Source organism: Streptomyces sp. NPDC014864 (assembly GCF_043081525.1).
Lineage (GTDB): Bacteria > Actinomycetota > Actinomycetes > Streptomycetales > Streptomycetaceae > Streptomyces.
In genome coordinates this window covers 1-16351 of the sequence record NZ_JBIBWT010000036.1, presented here as the reverse complement: position 1 = coordinate 16351, position 16351 = coordinate 1, and the positions used below count along the sequence as shown (strand labels likewise).

Below are 16351 nucleotides of genomic sequence, written 5' to 3'. Positions count from 1 at the left end.
ATGTCGCAATCCACACCAGGCCAGAGGGCCCTCACCCATTTCAAGATCTCTCAGCCGAGACCTGCGTCACCAACCTCCGTGGACAGAACAGCTAGCCCTCGCCGTCCTCCAGCCAACCGAAGCTCTTCTCCACGGCCTTCTTCCAGTTGCGGTACTCGCGGTCACGGACCGACGCCTCCATGGACGGTGTCCACTCGGCGTCCTTCTGCCAGTGCGACTTCAGCTCGTCGAGGTCGTTCCACACGCCGGTGGCGAGGCCGGCCGCGTACGCGGCGCCCAGGCAGGTGGTCTCGGAGACCTTCGGCCGGATCACCGGCACGTCGAGCACGTCCGCCTGGTGCTGCATGAGCAGGTTGTTCCTGGTCATGCCGCCGTCGACCTTCAAGGTGGTCAGCTGCACCCCGGAGTCCTGGTACATGGCGTCGACGACCTCGCGGGTCTGCCAGCTGGTGGCCTCCAGCACCGCCCGCGCCAGGTGCGCCTTGGTGACGTACCGCGTCAGACCGGTGATCACTCCGCGCGCGTCCGAGCGCCAGTACGGAGCGAACAGACCGGAGAACGCGGGCACGATGTACGCGCCGCCGTTGTTCTCGACGCTCGACGCCAGCGACTCGATCTCGTCCGCCGTCCGGATGATGCCGAGCTGGTCGCGGAACCACTGCACCAGCGCGCCCGTGATGGCGATGGCGCCCTCCAGGCAGTAGACCGGAGGCTCGTCACCGATCTTGTAGCCCATGGTGGTGAGCAGCCCGCTCTTCGAGGGCACCGGCCGGTTGCCGGTGTTGAGGAGCAGGAAACTGCCGGTGCCGTACGTGTTCTTGGCGTCGCCCACCTCGTAGCACGTCTGTCCGAAGATGGCCGCCTGCTGGTCGCCCAGCGCCGATGCCACGGGCACGCCGGCGAGCTGGCCGACCGCGGTCCCGTACACCTCGGACGAAGACCGGATCTCGGGCAGGACGGCCTCGGGGACGTTCATGGCGGACAGGATGGACTGGTCCCACTGGAGGGTCTCCAGGTTCATCAGCATGGTGCGCCCGGCGTTGGTGACGTCGGTGACGTGGTGTCCGCCGGAGGTGCCGCCCGTGAGGTTCCAGATGAGCCACGAGTCGATCGTGCCGAAGGCGATCTCGCCGCGCTCGGCGCGGTCCCGCAACCCGGGTACGTTGTCCAGCAGCCATGCGGCCTTCGGTCCGGAGAAGTAGCTGGCCAGCGGCAGACCGGTCTGCTCGCGGAACCGGTCCTGGCCGTCGGATCCGCCCAGCTCGTTGCAGAGCGCCGCGGTACGGGTGTCCTGCCAGACGATCGCGTTGTGCACGGGCTTGCCGGTGGCGCGGTCCCACAGGACCGTCGTCTCGCGCTGGTTGGTGATGCCCAGCGCGCTGAGCTGGTCCGCTCGCAGTCCCGCCTTCGCGACCGCGCCTGCGACCACGGCCTGCACCTTGGACCAGATCTCCGTGGCGTCGTGCTCCACCCAGCCCGGCTTGGGGAAGATCTGGCGGTGCTCCCGCTGGTCCACGGCGACGATGGAGCCGCTGTGGTCGAAGATGATGCAGCGGCTCGAGGTGGTGCCCTGGTCGATTGCGGCCACGTACTTCTCGGCGTTGTCCGTCATGGCTACCCCTTGGTGGCGAGGGTCTGGAGGCTGAGGCGTGGAGCGGCGTTTTCCGTGGTCGGGTCGGCGACGAGGAAGCGGATCTTTCGCGGATCTGGTACCAGTTTGGCCACTTTGTCAGGAAGCTGCTTGTCGTGAAGCACTGGACGGCCGGCCCCGGGGGGCGTCTCCGTCGGAGCGTGCCGTCGCAGCCGAATCACCCGTGGGGGCAGGGGGGTGCGGACAGGGCGCCACCGCACCGTTCCGTGCCGGATTGCGCCGCGAATGTACGGCGATGTCGGCTGACACGGGAAGTGTTCTCCTGTGCACAGAGAGCGTCAAGGTCGCCGACGGCAACGGTGACAGCGGCACGCCGAGGTAGCCGGGGCAACGGTGGCAGCGGCACGCCGAGGTAGCCGGGGGCAAGGGCGGCAGCGGCACGCCGAGGTAGCCGGGGGCAAGGGTGGCAGTGGCAGGCCGAGGGTCCCTCCCTCAGCCCGCCTGGACGGCCGTCACCGCCGGACCCCGGCGGACCTCGTGGCCGGGCAGGCCCGGCCGGCCGAGCACCCAGGCGGCGCCGCGCATGGCCTTCGCCGCCTGCTTCAGCGGGGCCAGGCAGGCGGCCGCCTGCCGGTGGTCGCTCACGCTCGCGGGCGCGCACACGACCGTGGCCAGGGACAGCGTGACCGGAAGTCCGCCGGCCGACCAGCGCGCGTCCAGCAGGGCGGCGGCCGTCTGCTCCAGGCCGTCCGGATCGGCGAGTACGAGGAAGTCGTCACCGCCGATGTGCCCCACACACGTGGATCCGGTCGCCGCGCGCTGCAGTGCCCGCCCGACGGACCGGATGAGCTCGTCCCCCGCCGCGAACCCGGCGCTGTCGTTGACCCGTTTGAAGTCGTCCACGTCCAGCCAGCTCAGCGTGAACGCGCGGCCGGCCACGATCCGCCGGTCCACCTCGGCCGTGATCGCGTCCGAGCCGGGCAGCCGCGTCAGCGGATTGAGGGCCGCGGCCTCCTCGATCCGGGACTCGGCCAGCGCCCGCACGAGGTCCGCCAGCCGGACGACACCCACGCACCGCCCCCGCCGGTCGACGACCGCCACGTCGTCCGAGGTCCGGTCCCGGCCCCCGACCGCCACCACGTCCAGCACCTCCCAGGCCGTGGGGTCCGCGCCGACCGTGCGCGGCGGATCACCCAGCTTGGCGGCCGGACGCTCGGCGTAGAGGGCATGGCCGTAACGCCCGGACATGGTCAGCAGGAAGCGGGAGCGGTGCACCGAGCGGACCGGTACCCCGCACCGGTCCACGAGCAGCACCCCCGAAACGTCTGGCGAGCCGGTCAGCAGCGCGCGCACCTGGCCCGCGGAGGCGTCCACGGGCAGCAGTGCCGCGGGCCGCAGGAACTCGCGTACGTACGGCCCCGAGCGTGAGGTGGCCAAGACCGCGGGGGGACGCGGCGGAACGTATACGTCCGCGGCCGGCAGCCGGGCGGGCGGCGCGAACAGCTCGCCCTGCGCCAGATGGGCCCCCGCGGACAGCGCGACCGCGTACTGCCGTTCCGTCTCCACGCCCTCCACGGCCAGCAGCGCCCCCGACCCCTCGCACAGCGTCCGCATCGCTCGTACCGCGGCGGGGTGCGCCAGCATCGAACAGTCGAGTTTCAGCAGGTCGGGGGAGAGGTCGGCGAGCAGGCGCAGGGGCGCGTCCCCGTCGCCGACGCCGTCCGTGCTGATCCGGAAGCCCTGGCCGCGCAGCGCGCCGACCGCCTCCAGCAGGGCCCGGTGCGGTACGTGCGTGTACGGCGGGACGAGATCGAGGGTGACTTCCCACGGCATCCGTCCCGCCGCGCGTACGGCCTCGTTCAGCGGGCCGAGCCCGCCGAGGTCGGCGAGGGTGCCGGCGAACACGTTGAGGTGCAGCGGCAGCGGTGTCGACTGGCGGGTGGCCGCGCGGAGCGCCAGCACGGCCAGCCGGCCGTCGAGGTCCGGGTCGCGGCGGGCCTCGGCCAGGACGTCACCGGTCTCCGGCCGGGCGAGGACCTCCAGCGCCGTGACCCCGCCGGTGGCCAGATTGACCACCGGCTGGAAGGCGAAGCGGAGAGTATCCGTCCAGGAGTGCACGGTTGCATGATGGCGCCGGCCGATCCCGCCGAGGCCCGGTTCATGAGACGTTCACGCAGCATTCCCGGCCGGTCACACACCGTAGGGGAAAGGGCTTTCGGGCGACCGGCCCGCTGCCACCGCCGAGCCGGGGTTCCCGGTCGCTCGGACGGGGTGACGGCGGGCGGTACCGGCTGTCCCTGTGCCACCCCACGGGGACCCGAAGCATCATCGCTTCCGTAACGGCCCCCGCTCCTGATAGATGCAGGGGACATGACACGACTCTCCCGTGCCCTGCGCGGACTCGTCCCCGCCCTCACCGCCCTGCTGACCGTCACCACGGCCTCCGCCACCGCGCGGGCGACGCCCGAGCCCAGGGCGCCGCAGGACTTCGTGGCGCTGCGCAGCGTGGATCCCACGATCGTCCAGGAGATGCGCTACTTCACGCCGCACAACTTCGTCGGCGAGCGCATCGACGGCTACGAGCAGCCCCTCTGCATCCTCACCCGGCCGGCCGCCCAGGCCCTCCACCGGGCCCAGGAGAAGCTGCTCAGCCAGGGCTACACGCTCAAGGTCTACGACTGCTACCGGCCGCAGCGCGCGGTCGACCACTTCGTGCGCTGGGCCGAGGACCTCGACGACCAGGCGATGAAGGCCGAGTTCTACCCGAACGTCGACAAGACCCGGCTCTTCGAGGACGGCTACATCGCGCAGAAGTCCGGGCACAGCCGCGGGTCGACCATGGACCTGACGATCGTGAAGCTCCCCGTGAAGCCCACCCACCCCTACGTCCCCGGCCAACCCCTGGTGCCCTGTTACGCGCCCAAGGGCCAGCGATTTCCGGACAACTCCGTCGACATGGGGACCGGATTCGACTGCTTCGACACCCTCGCCCACACCCTCGACCCGCGCATCCAGGGACCCCAGCGCGCCAACCGGCTCCTCCTCAAGAGCACCCTGGAGAACCTCGGGTTCGTGAACCTGGCCGAGGAGTGGTGGCACTACACCTACAAGCCCGAGCCGTACCCCGACACCTACTTCGACTTCCCGGTCTCCAGCAAGTCCCTGGCGGCCGGGCGCTGAGCCACCCGGAGGCGTTGCCCGGCGTCCTGACAGGTGCTGGGCGCCCTGTCAGGTGCCCGGCCTCCTGTCAGGTGCCCGGCCTCCTGACGGCGGCCCGGCATCCTGACGGAGGACGGACGCCTTCCGATCGGATACAGTCCGCGCGTGTCCGAAAACCAACACCCCATCGTCAACTCCGTGCCGGACTCGCACTGTTCGAGCTGCGGAGCGCCCTATGGAGAGGGCGTCTCGGGCTGGCCCCGCACCTGCCCGGCCTGCGGGGCCGCCGCCTACCGCAACCCCCTTCCGGTCGCGGTGGCCCTCCAGCCCGTGTACGACACCCGGGGCACCGCCCTGGTCGTCATCACCCGCACCGTGGCCCCCGCGCGCGGGGGCACGGCCCTGCCGGGCGGCTACATCGACGACCGGGAGGACTGGCGACAGGCCGTCGTGCGCGAGCTCAGGGAGGAGACGGGCATCGACGCGGCGAGCCGCGACGTGCGCCTCGCCGACGCGATGAGTTCGCCCGACGGCCATCTGCTGCTCTTCGGGCTGCTGCCCGAGCGCCCGGCCGCGGGCCTGCCGCAGTCCGCCGCCACGGACGAGACCGAGGGCTGGCACCTGCTGCGCAGGGCGGAGGAACTCGCCTTCCCGCTGCACACGCTGGCCGCCCGCGCCTGGTTCGAGGGCCGGTACATCTGAGCCCGTGCTCTTCTGCGGCTCCCTGGGGCTGCCGGGCAGCGGCTGAGCCGGGCGCGCCCCGGGAGCCCCGGCCCCCGCCGGGCCCGGCGGACGTCAGTGCTCCTCGAGCCCACGTATGCGCACCGGGTGGGGCGGCTCCTCCGCCCCGTCCTCCCGCTCGCGCTCCACGACCACCCGCCGTCCCTCCCAGCGGACGCCGTAGCGTTCGATCGCCGGCTCGTCCCAGCCGTCGCCCGGGTCCGGCACCACCAGCCCGCCACCCGTACGCCCGCGCGCGGGCGCCCAGACCTCCAGCTCCAGCCCGCCGTCCGCGCCCCGCACCGGGATCACCGCGCCCGCGCGCGCGAGAACCGGTATCCGCGACGCCGGGGCGTCGACCAGCACCCGCGCCGGCCCCTCGTACGGACGCCCCGTCGCCGTGTCGTACCAGCGCCCCGGGGGTACACAGACCGCCCGCCGCTCGGTGCCGGGGGTGAGCACCGGAGCCACCAGCAGACTGTCACCGAGCAGGAAGGCGTCCTCACAGTCCCGCAGCGCGCGGTCCTCCGGCGCTCCCCACCACACCGGGCGCACATAGGGCGCCCCCGTGCGCCGTGCCAGATGCGCCAGCGTCATGAAGTACGGCAGCAGACGCCGGCGCTCGACGAGCGCCACGCGCGCGTGCTCCAGCACCTCCGGCCCGAACTCCCACGGCTCCCTGCGCCCCGCCCGCAGGCTCGCGTGCGTGCGGAAGAGCGGCAGGTACGCCCCGAGCTGGAACCAGCGCAGATACAGCTCCGGCGAGGGGCTCCCGTCGAACCCGCCGACGTCCGGACCCGAGTAGGGCACCCCGCACAGCCCGAGGCCCAAGACCAGCGACAGCGACGCCCGCAGCCCCGGCCAGCCGGTGGCCACGTCCCCCGACCACGTGCCGCCGTAGCGCTGCATCCCGGCCCATCCCGAGCGGGAGAGCACGAAGGGCCGCTCCTTGGGGACCAGGTCGCGCAGCACCTCGTATCCGGCCCTCGCCATGCACAGGGCGTACAAGTTGTGCGCCTCACGGTGGTCGCCGCCCCGGCCGTCCAGGGCGTGCCGGGCCGACCGGGGCAGTGTCGACTCGCCGAACGCGGTGAAGGAGGTCGGCTCGTTCACGTCGTGCCAGAAGCCGGCGAACCCGTGGGCCAGCCGCTCCTCGTACAGCCCGCCCCACCACCGCCGCACGCGCGCGTCCGTGAAGTCCGGGAAGACCGTCTCACCGGGCCACAGCACGCCCCGGACGACCCGCCCGGCCGCGTCCCGTACGAAGACGTCGTCGGCCGTCCCGCTGTCGTACACGGCGTTGCCCCGCTCCGCCTTCACCGCCGGGTCGACGATCGACACCAGCCGGATCCCGTCCCGGCGCAGCTCCTCGGCGAGCACGGGCAGCTTCGGGAAGCGGTCGTGGTCGACCGTGAACACCTGGTGCTCGTCGTAGTGGTCGATGTCCAGGTGGACGGCGTCCAGCGGCAGGCCGTGCTCGTGGTACCCGGTGACGATCCGGCGCACCTCCTGCTCGCTTCCGAAGCCCCACCGCGCGTGCTGGTGGCCCAGCGCCCAGGCGGGTGGCAGCGCGGCCGCCCCGGTCAGCGAGGCCCAGACCTGCAGCACGCGCGCGGGAGTGCCGACGACCACCCAGCAGCGCAGCGGGCCCCCGTCCATCCTGAGCTCGACCGTCCCCGCCCCGTCGTGGCCCGAGCCGGCCCCCTCCGCGCCCTCCCGCAGCGTCACCGAACCGTCCCACGAGTTGTCGTGGAACACCATGTGGGTGCCCGCGTCGGCCACCACCAGCTCGACCGGCATGGTGATGTAGAGCGGGTCGTCCCCCGGGCCGAACGACCGGCCGGGGTCGGTGTTCCACAGCCGGTAGGTGCCGTCCCGGAGCCGGGGCCCGGACGCCCGGCCGCCCAGGCCGAAGAACCGGGCGTCCGCCGCCACCTCCGAACGCTGCATCCAGCGCGCCGCGCCCCCGCCGCCCGCCGGCTCCCACCAGCGGGGCGGCAGAGCGCGCCGCAGCGGCACCCCACCGGGCGTGCACACCTCCACCGCGCCGTGCCGCGAGACGGTCACGGTCACCCGCTCGGCCACGACCCGCCAGCCGCCGTCCTTGTCCGGCTCCAGCACCGCGCGGGGATCCGGCTCCGGGCAACGGCCGGCGAGCGCGTACGACGGCTCCGGTGCGGCTCCGTCCCAGCCCCAGAAGACCGCCCCGTTCACGGCGACGGTGACCCGCAGGTCGGAGCGGGTGAAGCGCACGATGCCACCCCCGGGCCCCGGCTCCACGCCGCGCACCGGGCCGGGCACCCGCGCGCGCTCGGCCCCCCGTGACGGCAGCCCCTTGGCGTCGGCACGCCACCTGCGCCAGGCGGCCCGTACGGTGCGCACCCCCTGTGCCGCCCCCGCCGAACCGACCGCCCTCACCGAACGCACCAGGTCACGACCCTCCATGTTGCTCAGCCTGCCACCGAAAGTCCTCTGCGCGGGTGTCGTTCAACTGCCGTTCACCCGTGCCAAGGCCACATCTTCACGACACCGACTATGTGGGGTGCACCCTGGTGCGGAAGTCGATCACATGGCATCGTCCGTGTCAGCCGCGTCACGCGCGCACCCCGCCCGTGCGCGACCGACGCACACGACGCGTACAGTCCGGGAGCCGCCCCATGTCGACCGAGAACACCCAGCCGCTCTGGCAGCCCGACTCCGAACGCATCGCCCGGGCTCGGATCACCAGGTTCCAGGCCTGGGCGGCCGAGCACCACGGAGCCCCCGCCGAAGGCGGCTACGCGGCCCTGCACCGCTGGTCCGTCGACGAGCTGGACACCTTCTGGAAAGCCGTCACGGAGTGGTTCGACGTGCGGTTCGCCGGCCCCTACGCGCGCGTGCTGGGCGACCGCTCGATGCCCGGGGCGCAGTGGTTCCCCGGCGCCACCCTGAACTACGCCGAGCACGCCCTGCGCGCGGCCGGTTCCCGCGCGGACGAACCGGCCCTGCTGTACGTCGACGAGACACACGAGGTGCGCCCGCTGACCTGGGCCGAACTGCGCCGCCAGGTCGGCTCCCTCGCCGCCGAACTGCGCGCCCTCGGCGTACGCCCCGGCGACCGGGTGAGCGGCTACCTGCCGAACATCCCCCAGGCCGTCGTCGCCCTGCTCGCCTCGGCCGCCGTGGGCGCCGTGTGGACCTCCTGCGCGCCCGACTTCGGTGCCCGCAGCGTCCTCGACCGCTTCCAGCAGGTCGAGCCCGTCGTCCTGTTCACGGTGGACGGCTACCGCTACGGCGGCAAGGAGCACGACCGCCGCGACGTCGTCGCCGAACTGCGCCGCGAGCTGCCCACCCTGCGCGCCGTCGTCCACATCCCGCTCCTCGGGACCGGGACGCCGGAGGGTGCCCTGGAGTGGTCGGCCCTGACCTCCGCGGACGTGGAGCCCGTCTTCGAGGAGGTGCCCTTCGAGCACCCCCTGTGGGTGCTGTACTCCTCCGGCACGACGGGCCTGCCCAAGGCCATCGTCCAGTCGCAGGGCGGCATCCTGGTCGAGCACCTCAAGCAGCTCGGCCTGCACTGCGACCTCGGCCCCGAGGACCGCTTCTTCTGGTACACCTCGACCGGCTGGATGATGTGGAACTTCCTCGTCTCCGGCCTGCTCACCGGTACGACGATCGTCCTGTACGACGGCAGCCCCGGGTACCCCGACACAGGCGCCCAGTGGCGGGTCGCCGAACGCACCGGTGCCACCCTCTACGGCACGTCGGCCGCCTACGTCATGGCCTGCCGCAAGGCGGGCGTGCACCCGTCCCGCGACTTCGACCTCTCCCGGGTCCAGTGCGTCGCCACCACCGGCTCGCCGCTGCCGCCCGACGGGTTCCAGTGGCTGCACGACGAGGTCCGCGACGACCTGTGGATCGCGTCCGTCAGCGGCGGCACGGACGTGTGCTCCTGCTTCGCCGGAGCGGTGCCGACGCTGCCGGTCCACATCGGCGAACTGCAGGCCCCCTCACTCGGCACCGACCTGCAGTCCTGGGATCCCGGCGGCCGTCCGCTGGTCGACGAGGTCGGCGAGCTCGTGGTCACCAACCCCATGCCGTCGATGCCGATCCACTTCTGGAACGACCCCGACGGCAGCCGCTACCACGACAGCTACTTCGACATGTACCCGGGCGTGTGGCGCCACGGCGACTGGATCACGCTCACCTCCCGCGGCTCGGTGGTCATCCACGGCCGCTCCGACTCCACGCTCAACCGCCAGGGCGTGCGGATGGGCTCCGCCGACATCTACGAAGCGGTCGAACGCCTGCCCGAGATCAAGGAGTCCCTGGTCGTCGGCATCGAACAGCCCGACGGCGGCTACTGGATGCCCCTCTTCGTGCACCTGATCCCCGGAGCCGTCCTGGACGACGATCTCCTCGACCGGATCAGGCGGACCATCCGCGAGCAGCTCTCCCCGCGCCACGTCCCCGACGAGGTCATCGAGGTGCCCGGTGTGCCGCACACCCTCACCGGCAAGCGCATCGAGGTCCCGGTCAAGCGCCTCCTCCAGGGAACCCCGCTGGAGAAGGCGGTCAACCCGGGATCCATCGACGACCTCGACCTGCTGCGGTTCTACGAGGACCTGGCCCGCAAGCGCGCCTGAGGAACCCGCTCACCCGCCATAGGTGGCCTCGGACTCGCCGAGCACGGCGGCGAAGTCCGAGGCCAGCCGCGCCGCGTCGGCCGGTTCCAGCTCGGCGACGGAGATCCGTACGCCCGGCCCCGACGACAGCCGGAACCTGGCTCCCGCGGCGACCCACCAGCCGTACGACCGCAATCCGTTGACCACGGCGGACTCGTCCGCCACCGGCACCCAGACGTTCATCCCGCTCGCCCCGTGCGCCTCGAAACCCCGTGCGCCGAGTTCCCGGAGAAGGGCGGTGCGGCGCAGCGCGTAGGTCTCCTGCGCGCGCGACACCAGCGCGCGCGTGCCCTCGTCGGTCAGCAGCCCGTACACCGTCTCCTGGAGCAGGTGGCTGACCCAGCCGGAGGTCAGCAGCAGCCGCCCGTCGTGCCGGGCCAGTGTGGTGGCGTCGCAGGCCGCCGCGGCCCAGCGCAGATCCGCCCCGAGGAACTTGCTCACCGTCCTTACGTGCACCCAGCGCGGCAGACCGCCGCCGGTGAGCGTCCGCAGGGGGACGTCCGTCACCGCGGAGGCATGGTCGTTCTCCACGACCAGCACGTCGGGCTGCTCTTCCAGAACTTTCCGGAGCGCGTCCCGGCGCTCTGCCGAGAAGCATCCTCCGTACGGGTTCTGCGCCCGCGGACTGCACACCACGGCCCGCACACCCGCCCGCAGCGCCCGGCGCAGGGCGTCGGGGCGCATGCCCTCGTCGTCCACCGCGACCGGAACGCTCCGCAGTCCCAGGGCGGTGACCAGGTCCAGCAGGTGGTGGTAGCCGGGGTCCTCCATGGCGACGGCGTCGCCGGGGCGCAGCTCCAAGGACAGCAGCCGCCCGATCAGATCCAGCGCCCCGTGCGCGAACGTCACGTGGTCCACCGGCACGCCCTCGGGCCCCAGCCAGTCGCGCACCACCTCCTCCAGCCGAGCCAGCCGCGGTGTGGAGCGGTGCGACCGGGCCCCGGGTGCCAGGCGCGAATGCGGTACCAGGCCGGGCAGCAGCCCGGGGTCCGGATGGCCGCCGGCCAGGTCCCGCAGTCCGGGGGGCACCTTGGGCGGGCGGCGCGAGGCCACCGCCGGCGCGGGGGCCACCACGGTCCCGCCCCGCCCGCGCGTGACCACGATGCCCCGTCCGCGCAGTTCCTTGTACGCGGTGGCCACCGTCCCGGGGCTCACGCCCAGTTCGCCCGCGAGGCGCCGCACCGGAGGCAGCGCCGCTCCCGGCCCCAACGCGCCCTCGGCCACGCCGCGTTCGACGGACGCGGCAATTCCCTTGGCCGTCGTCCCGCTGATCCCATATTGTGTTGCCACGTTGGCAATTATGTATCAATACATAATTCGGGGCAAGGGGGAGCCAGTGGGCATCACACGCCGCGCGACCGGAAGGAAGCCACGGACACCCGGAGGCCGCGACGGCCGCAGAATGCTCGTCATCACTCTCATCGACCGCGTGGGCAGCGGTCTCTGGGCCTCCGTCTCCGTCCTGTACTTCACCTACGTCTCCGGCCTCTCCGTCGCCCAGGTCGGCACCCTCGCCGCACTTGCCGGAGCCGTGGGCATCGCCGGCGCCCCGATCGGCGGCCGCATCGCCGACCGGCTCCCGCTCACCCGCGTCCTCATCGCCCTGCAACTTCTGCGCGCCCTGGCCTCGTTGGCCCTCCTCACCACCCACGACTACGGCCTCCTGCTCGCCTTCTCGGCCGTCGGCAGCCTCGCGGACCGCGCCGCCAGCGTCCTGACCAGGCTCTACGCCACCCGCGTCGCCGGCCCCGACCGCGTCCGCTACCAGGCCGTCAACCGCACCGTCGCCAACGCCGGCTGGGCCCTCGGCGGCCTCGGAGCCGCAGCGGCGCTCACCCTCGGCACCGACACCGCCTACCGCTGGCTGCTGCTCGGCGACGCCCTCTCCTTCGTCGCCGCCGCCCTGCTCACCCTCCGCTGCGCAGAGCCACCCTCGCCCTCCCGGACCGTCACCGGCTCGCACGCCCCCACGTCCACCACCCGGCCCGCGAACCCCTGGCGCGACCGCACCTACCTCGCCTACGTCGCCAGCGAGAGCGTCCTCTTCCTCGACGACGCCGTCTTCAAGATCGGCCTGCCCCTCTGGATCGCGCACGCGAGCAGCGCGCCGCACGGACTCGCCCCACTGCTGATGGTGCTCAACAACGTGATGGTGGTGGCCCTCCAGGTGCCCCTGGCCCGCTTCGGCGCCACCACCCGGGCCGCCCGCGCGCTGCTGCTCCCGCTCTCCGCCGCCTTCGCCCTCGGCGGCGTCGGCATGGCGCTCTCGTCCACCGGCGGCACCGTGAGCGCCACCCTGCTCCTCACCTTCTCCGCCGCCCTCTTCACGCTCGCGGAGATCCTGCACGCCACGGCCTCCTGGGAACTCTCCGTCGCCCTCGCCCCCGATACCGCACAGGGCGCCTACCTCGGCGTCCACGGCCTCGCCCAGTCGGCCCAGCGCAGCCTCGGCCCCCTCGCGGTCACCGGTGCCATCGCCGCCGGCCCCGCGGGCTGGACGGTGTTCGGGACGGTCATCGCCGCGACCTGCCTGATCCAGCACCGCCTGGTCCGCGCCCGCCTCCACCGGACCGCGTTGTCAGTGCCGCCGGTTACTGTGAGTGAGTATTGATCGACTGCGCACACATGGGGGATACATGGCGCACACCGACCACCGGACCACGCGAAGCGTCCTGCGCCGGGAGATCGCCGGCACCATCGGCCTGCTGACCGACGAACACGACTTCCGCGCCATGCGGCGCTACCGCAGCTTCGTCTTCGACGACCACACCGACTACCTCCAACAGGTCGAGGCGCTCCTTCGGACCCGCTCCGCCGAGGGCGGCCACACCACGGTGGCCATCTTCGACCCCGCGGAGTACGCCGAATTCTGCGCCGACCACGGACTCGACCCCGACGCCGCGTCCACCCGCACCCGCTACACCGCCGAACTCGCGATCACCGGCCCCGCCCTTCCCTACGACGGCCGCCCCCTCGCCGAACTCGTCCCCGAACTGGTCGACGAGGCCGTCCGCCAGGCCACCTGGGAGTACGCATCCACCCTCCTCACACGACTCGGCCCCTGCGCCTCCTGCGGCGAGGACATCGGCCGCGCCGCCTTCACCCGCGCCGCCGACCTCCTCGCCCGCGTCCTCGCCACGGCCCCGCCGGGCAACCGGCATCTGGTGTGCAGCGTCCGGGGCGCGCCGGAGACCCTGCTCGCCGTCCTCCACGCGGACGAGGACGACACCCGGACCGCACAGCTCGACGAGGCCGAAGCACTCGAATTCACCACCGTCCTCGCCCTCGGCCTCGCCACCCGCAGCCCGGGCGGGCTCGTCATGCGCACCAGCGCCCCCGGCACCCCCGACCGCGTCTACGGCTGGCGCCTGCGCGGCGACGCACTGCAACCCCTCACCGCGGGCGAGGTCTTCGACGCCTACTGCACCGACATCGAATCCGGCGACCTCATCTCACCGGAGCCGGGCGTCGACTACGGCACACCCCCCGACCTGGGAGAGGACGGGCCGACACCCGGACACCGGCACTGAACGCGAGAGGGGCGTCCCACCCGCACACGGGTGGGACGCCCCTCGGAAACGGCCGGCGAACGCACCGGTCACTCTCCGGACAGCACCGCCTGGGCGGCGTGGCGCGCCTCGTCGGCGCTGTCCGCGGCACGAGCGGCCGCGGCCGCACGCTCGCACTGCGCCAGCGTGTACTTGGCCAGCGTCGTCCGGACATAAGGAATCGACGCGGCCCCCATCGAGAGGGAGGTGACCCCCAGACCGGTCAGCACACACGCGAGCAGCGGATCGGACGCGGCCTCACCGCACACACCACAGCTCTTCCCTTCGGCCTTCGCCGCCTCGGCGGCCAGCGCCACCAGGTCGAGCAGCGCGGGCTGCCACGGGTCCTGCAGGCGGGCCACCGCGCCCACCTGCCGGTCGGCCGCGAAGGTGTACTGCGCGAGGTCGTTGGTCCCCAACGACAGGAACTCCACCTCCCGCAGGATCGAACGCGCCCGCAGCGCGGCCGACGGAATCTCGACCATCGCGCCGAACTTCGCCCGAAGCCCCGCCTCGCGGCACGCCTCCGCGAACGCCTTCGCGTCGATCCGGTCCGCGACCATCGGGGCCATGACCTCGAGGTGGACAGGCAGGCCCTCGGCGGCCTCGGCGAGCGCCGTCAGCTGAGTGCGCAGCACCTCCGGGTGGTCGAGCAGCGTCCGAAGACCGCGCACACCGAGCGCCGGGTTGGGCTCGTCGGCAGGCGTCAGGAACTCGAGCGGTTTGTCCGCACCCGCGTCCAGCACCCGCACGACGACACGGCCCTCGGGGAAGGCCTCCAGCACCTGCCGATAGGCCTCGACCTGCTTCTCGGTGGAGGGCGCCTTCTTGTGGTCGTCCAGGAAGAGGAACTCGGTACGGAACAGGCCGACACCCTCGGCGCCGGCCTCCACGGCCGCCGCCACGTCCGAGGGGCCGCCGATGTTGGCGAGCAGCGGCACCTTGTGACCGTCGGAGGTGGCGCCCGGCCCGTTCGAGGCGGCCAGCGCCGCCCTGCGCGCGGCCGCCGCGGCCACCAGCTGCGCCTTCTTCTCCTCACCGGGGCTCACGAAAATCTCGCCGGTGCTGCCGTCCACGGCGATGACCGTGCCCTCGGCCAGCTCGCCGGCGCCGGGCAGCGCCACGACGGCCGGCACACCGAGCGCCCGGGCCAGGATCGCGCTGTGGCTGGTCGGACCGCCCTCCTCGGTGACGAAGCCGAGGACGAGGGTCGGGTCCAGCAACGCCGTGTCGGCCGGCGCCAGGTCACGGGCGACCAGGACGTAGGGCTGGTCGCTGTCCGGCACACCCGGCATGGGGACACCGAGCAGCCGGGCGACGATACGATTCCGCACGTCGTCGAGGTCGGCCACACGACCCGCGAGGTACTCACCGGCGCCCGCCAGCAGGTCCCGGTAGGCGGCGAACGCGTCGTAGACCGCGCGCTCGGCCGTGCTTCCGACGGCGATCCGCCGGTCGACATCCGCGATCAGCTCCGGGTCCTGTGCCATCAGGGCCTGTGCCTCGAGCACCGCCTGGGCCTCGCCCCCCGCCAGATTGCCGCGCGCCATCAGATCGGCCGCCACAGCCTCCACGGCCTTACGGGCGCGCCCCTGCTCGCGCTCCGCCTCGTCCGCCGGGATCCGCTTGGCAGGCGGTTCGAGCACCGCCGTTCCCATGTGCCGAACCTCGCCGACCGCCACTCCGTGGCTCACGCCGACGCCTCGCAGCGTTGTCTCCATCTCACCTGTCCCCGATAGTGCGGCGGGTCCCGCCGCCGCGTTGGTTTTCCTGTCAGCCGTCCCTCTCAGGACAGCACTGGTGTCACTTCCAGACGAAGAGCGTGTCGCCGGCCTTCACGTCACCGTCGTCATGAAGATCGGAGAGAGACTCGGCGGTCGCCTCGAGCGCCACGACGGGGCACACCGGAGACTTGCCCGCGGCCTCGACGGCGGCGGGGTTCCATCGCACCACGGCCTGTCCGCGCGCCACCGTGTCGCCCTTGGCGACGAGCAGTTCGAAGCCCGCGCCGTTGAGCTGCACCGTGTCGATCCCGAGATGGACGAGCACTCCGTGCCCCTGGGGGTCCACCACGACGAAAGCGTGCGGGTGGAGCGAGATGATGACCCCGTCGACCGGTGCGACGGCCTCGGAGGGCTCACGCACCGGGTCGATCGCGGTACCGGGGCCGACCATGGCTCCCGAGAAGACGGGGTCCGGCACCGCCGCCAGCCCGATGGCGCGTCCTGCGAGCGGGGACGTCACGGTGGTCATGGGAAGCCTCCCAGGGGTGGAGATCTATGGGCCGTCACTGCCTGTCCCGGACGGCGCTGTGCAGCAGGGTGTCACGGTAGGTACAGGTAACCAGCGTGAGCTTACGCCAGCTCACGCTGGTGGTCTAGACCACCACGGTAATGGATTTGCACGGGCTCAGCGGCCGCATGTACAGTCGTACCCCTGCTCAGGGAGATGCGGCGCGTCAAGTGTCCCGACCTGGCAGCATCCAACTCGTCAGGATCCTATCTCGGGGTCACCGTTTGCATGTCTGCAAGACGGTGGTCAGAGAGAGCGGAAAACACTGATAGAGTCGGGAAAGCAAGACCGAAGGGAAGCGCCCGGAGGAAAGCCCGAGAGGGTGAGTACAAAGGAAGCGTCCGTTCCTTGAGAACTCAACAGCGTGCCAAAAGTCA

General features: G+C 72.4%; 11 protein-coding genes. 5 read left to right on the top strand and 6 right to left on the bottom strand.

Translation table 11 applies throughout. The features are described from left to right. Positions 1-91: 91 nt before the first annotated feature. Together glpK and ACF1A5_RS33335 are read right to left on the bottom strand one after the other, a co-directional pair. A complete protein-coding gene (gene glpK / locus ACF1A5_RS33340) occupies positions 92-1612 on the bottom strand; it encodes a glycerol kinase GlpK (protein ID WP_392196589.1) in 1521 nt (506 codons plus the stop codon). Between the two features lie 471 nt (positions 1613-2083). After that, on the bottom strand, positions 2084-3709 hold the full coding sequence (locus tag ACF1A5_RS33335) for a GGDEF domain-containing protein (RefSeq protein ID WP_392196588.1): 1626 nt from the start codon (positions 3707-3709) through the stop codon (positions 2084-2086). 252 nt (positions 3710-3961) lie between these two features. Between ACF1A5_RS33335 and ACF1A5_RS33330 the strand changes: the two genes are divergently transcribed. Continuing rightward, entirely contained in the window at positions 3962-4771 is an 810-nt protein-coding gene (locus tag ACF1A5_RS33330) for a M15 family metallopeptidase (RefSeq protein ID WP_392196587.1), read from the top strand. 144 nt (positions 4772-4915) lie between these two features. Beyond that, a complete protein-coding gene (locus ACF1A5_RS33325; protein WP_392196586.1) occupies positions 4916-5452 on the top strand; it encodes an NUDIX domain-containing protein in 537 nt (178 codons plus the stop codon). 93 nt (positions 5453-5545) lie between these two features. Here the strand turns inward: ACF1A5_RS33325 and ACF1A5_RS33320 are convergent, their stop codons facing one another. Continuing rightward, positions 5546-7915 (bottom strand): TIM-barrel domain-containing protein, encoded by a 2370-nt coding sequence (locus tag ACF1A5_RS33320; RefSeq protein ID WP_392196585.1) that lies wholly within the window; start codon positions 7913-7915, stop codon positions 5546-5548. Between the two features lie 212 nt (positions 7916-8127). Here ACF1A5_RS33320 and ACF1A5_RS33315 point away from each other — a divergent pair, with 212 nt between their 5' ends. Next, positions 8128-10095 carry an acetoacetate--CoA ligase gene (locus tag ACF1A5_RS33315; protein ID WP_392196584.1) on the top strand — a complete coding sequence of 656 codons (1968 nt, stop codon included), beginning with the start codon at positions 8128-8130 and terminating at the stop codon, positions 10093-10095. 9 nt (positions 10096-10104) lie between these two features. On the opposite strand, the gene ACF1A5_RS33310 is transcribed toward ACF1A5_RS33315, so the two are convergent. Next, entirely contained in the window at positions 10105-11424 is a 1320-nt protein-coding gene (locus ACF1A5_RS33310; RefSeq protein WP_392196583.1) for an aminotransferase class I/II-fold pyridoxal phosphate-dependent enzyme, read from the bottom strand. Between the two features lie 112 nt (positions 11425-11536). Here ACF1A5_RS33310 and ACF1A5_RS33305 point away from each other — a divergent pair, with 112 nt between their 5' ends. Both ACF1A5_RS33305 and ACF1A5_RS33300 read left to right on the top strand, forming a co-directional pair. Next, positions 11537-12745 carry an MFS transporter gene (locus tag ACF1A5_RS33305; protein ID WP_392196582.1) on the top strand — a complete coding sequence of 403 codons (1209 nt, stop codon included), beginning with the start codon at positions 11537-11539 and terminating at the stop codon, positions 12743-12745. Between the two features lie 25 nt (positions 12746-12770). Next, complete coding sequence (locus ACF1A5_RS33300) at positions 12771-13664, top strand: hypothetical protein (protein ID WP_392196581.1); 894 nt, start codon at positions 12771-12773, stop codon at positions 13662-13664. A gap of 68 nt (positions 13665-13732) precedes the next feature. Here the strand turns inward: ACF1A5_RS33300 and ptsP are convergent, their stop codons facing one another. Together ptsP and ACF1A5_RS33290 are read right to left on the bottom strand one after the other, a co-directional pair. Continuing rightward, positions 13733-15403, bottom strand: a complete 1671-nt coding sequence (ptsP, locus tag ACF1A5_RS33295) for a phosphoenolpyruvate--protein phosphotransferase (RefSeq protein WP_392196580.1) — start codon at positions 15401-15403, stop codon at positions 13733-13735. Positions 15404-15485: 82 nt separating this feature from the next. Beyond that, positions 15486-15935: a PTS glucose transporter subunit IIA gene (locus ACF1A5_RS33290; RefSeq protein ID WP_392196579.1), complete on the bottom strand. Its 450-nt coding sequence runs from the start codon at positions 15933-15935 to the stop codon at positions 15486-15488. Positions 15936-16351 lie beyond the last annotated feature (416 nt).

What these genes read in the sequence shown, in the direction of transcription:
- glpK (WP_392196589.1), bottom strand. Translation starts at nt 1,612, where the DNA reads ATGACGGACAACGCCGAGAAGTACGTGGCCGCAATCGACCAGGGCACC.
- ACF1A5_RS33330 (WP_392196587.1), top strand. Translation starts at nt 3,962, where the DNA reads ATGACACGACTCTCCCGTGCCCTGCGCGGACTCGTCCCCGCCCTCACC.
- ACF1A5_RS33320 (WP_392196585.1), bottom strand. Translation starts at nt 7,915, where the DNA reads ATGGAGGGTCGTGACCTGGTGCGTTCGGTGAGGGCGGTCGGTTCGGCG.
- ACF1A5_RS33315 (WP_392196584.1), top strand. Translation starts at nt 8,128, where the DNA reads ATGTCGACCGAGAACACCCAGCCGCTCTGGCAGCCCGACTCCGAACGC.
- ACF1A5_RS33305 (WP_392196582.1), top strand. Translation starts at nt 11,537, where the DNA reads ATGCTCGTCATCACTCTCATCGACCGCGTGGGCAGCGGTCTCTGGGCC.
- ACF1A5_RS33300 (WP_392196581.1), top strand. Translation starts at nt 12,771, where the DNA reads ATGGCGCACACCGACCACCGGACCACGCGAAGCGTCCTGCGCCGGGAG.
- ptsP (WP_392196580.1), bottom strand. Translation starts at nt 15,403, where the DNA reads ATGGAGACAACGCTGCGAGGCGTCGGCGTGAGCCACGGAGTGGCGGTC.
- ACF1A5_RS33290 (WP_392196579.1), bottom strand. Translation starts at nt 15,935, where the DNA reads ATGACCACCGTGACGTCCCCGCTCGCAGGACGCGCCATCGGGCTGGCG.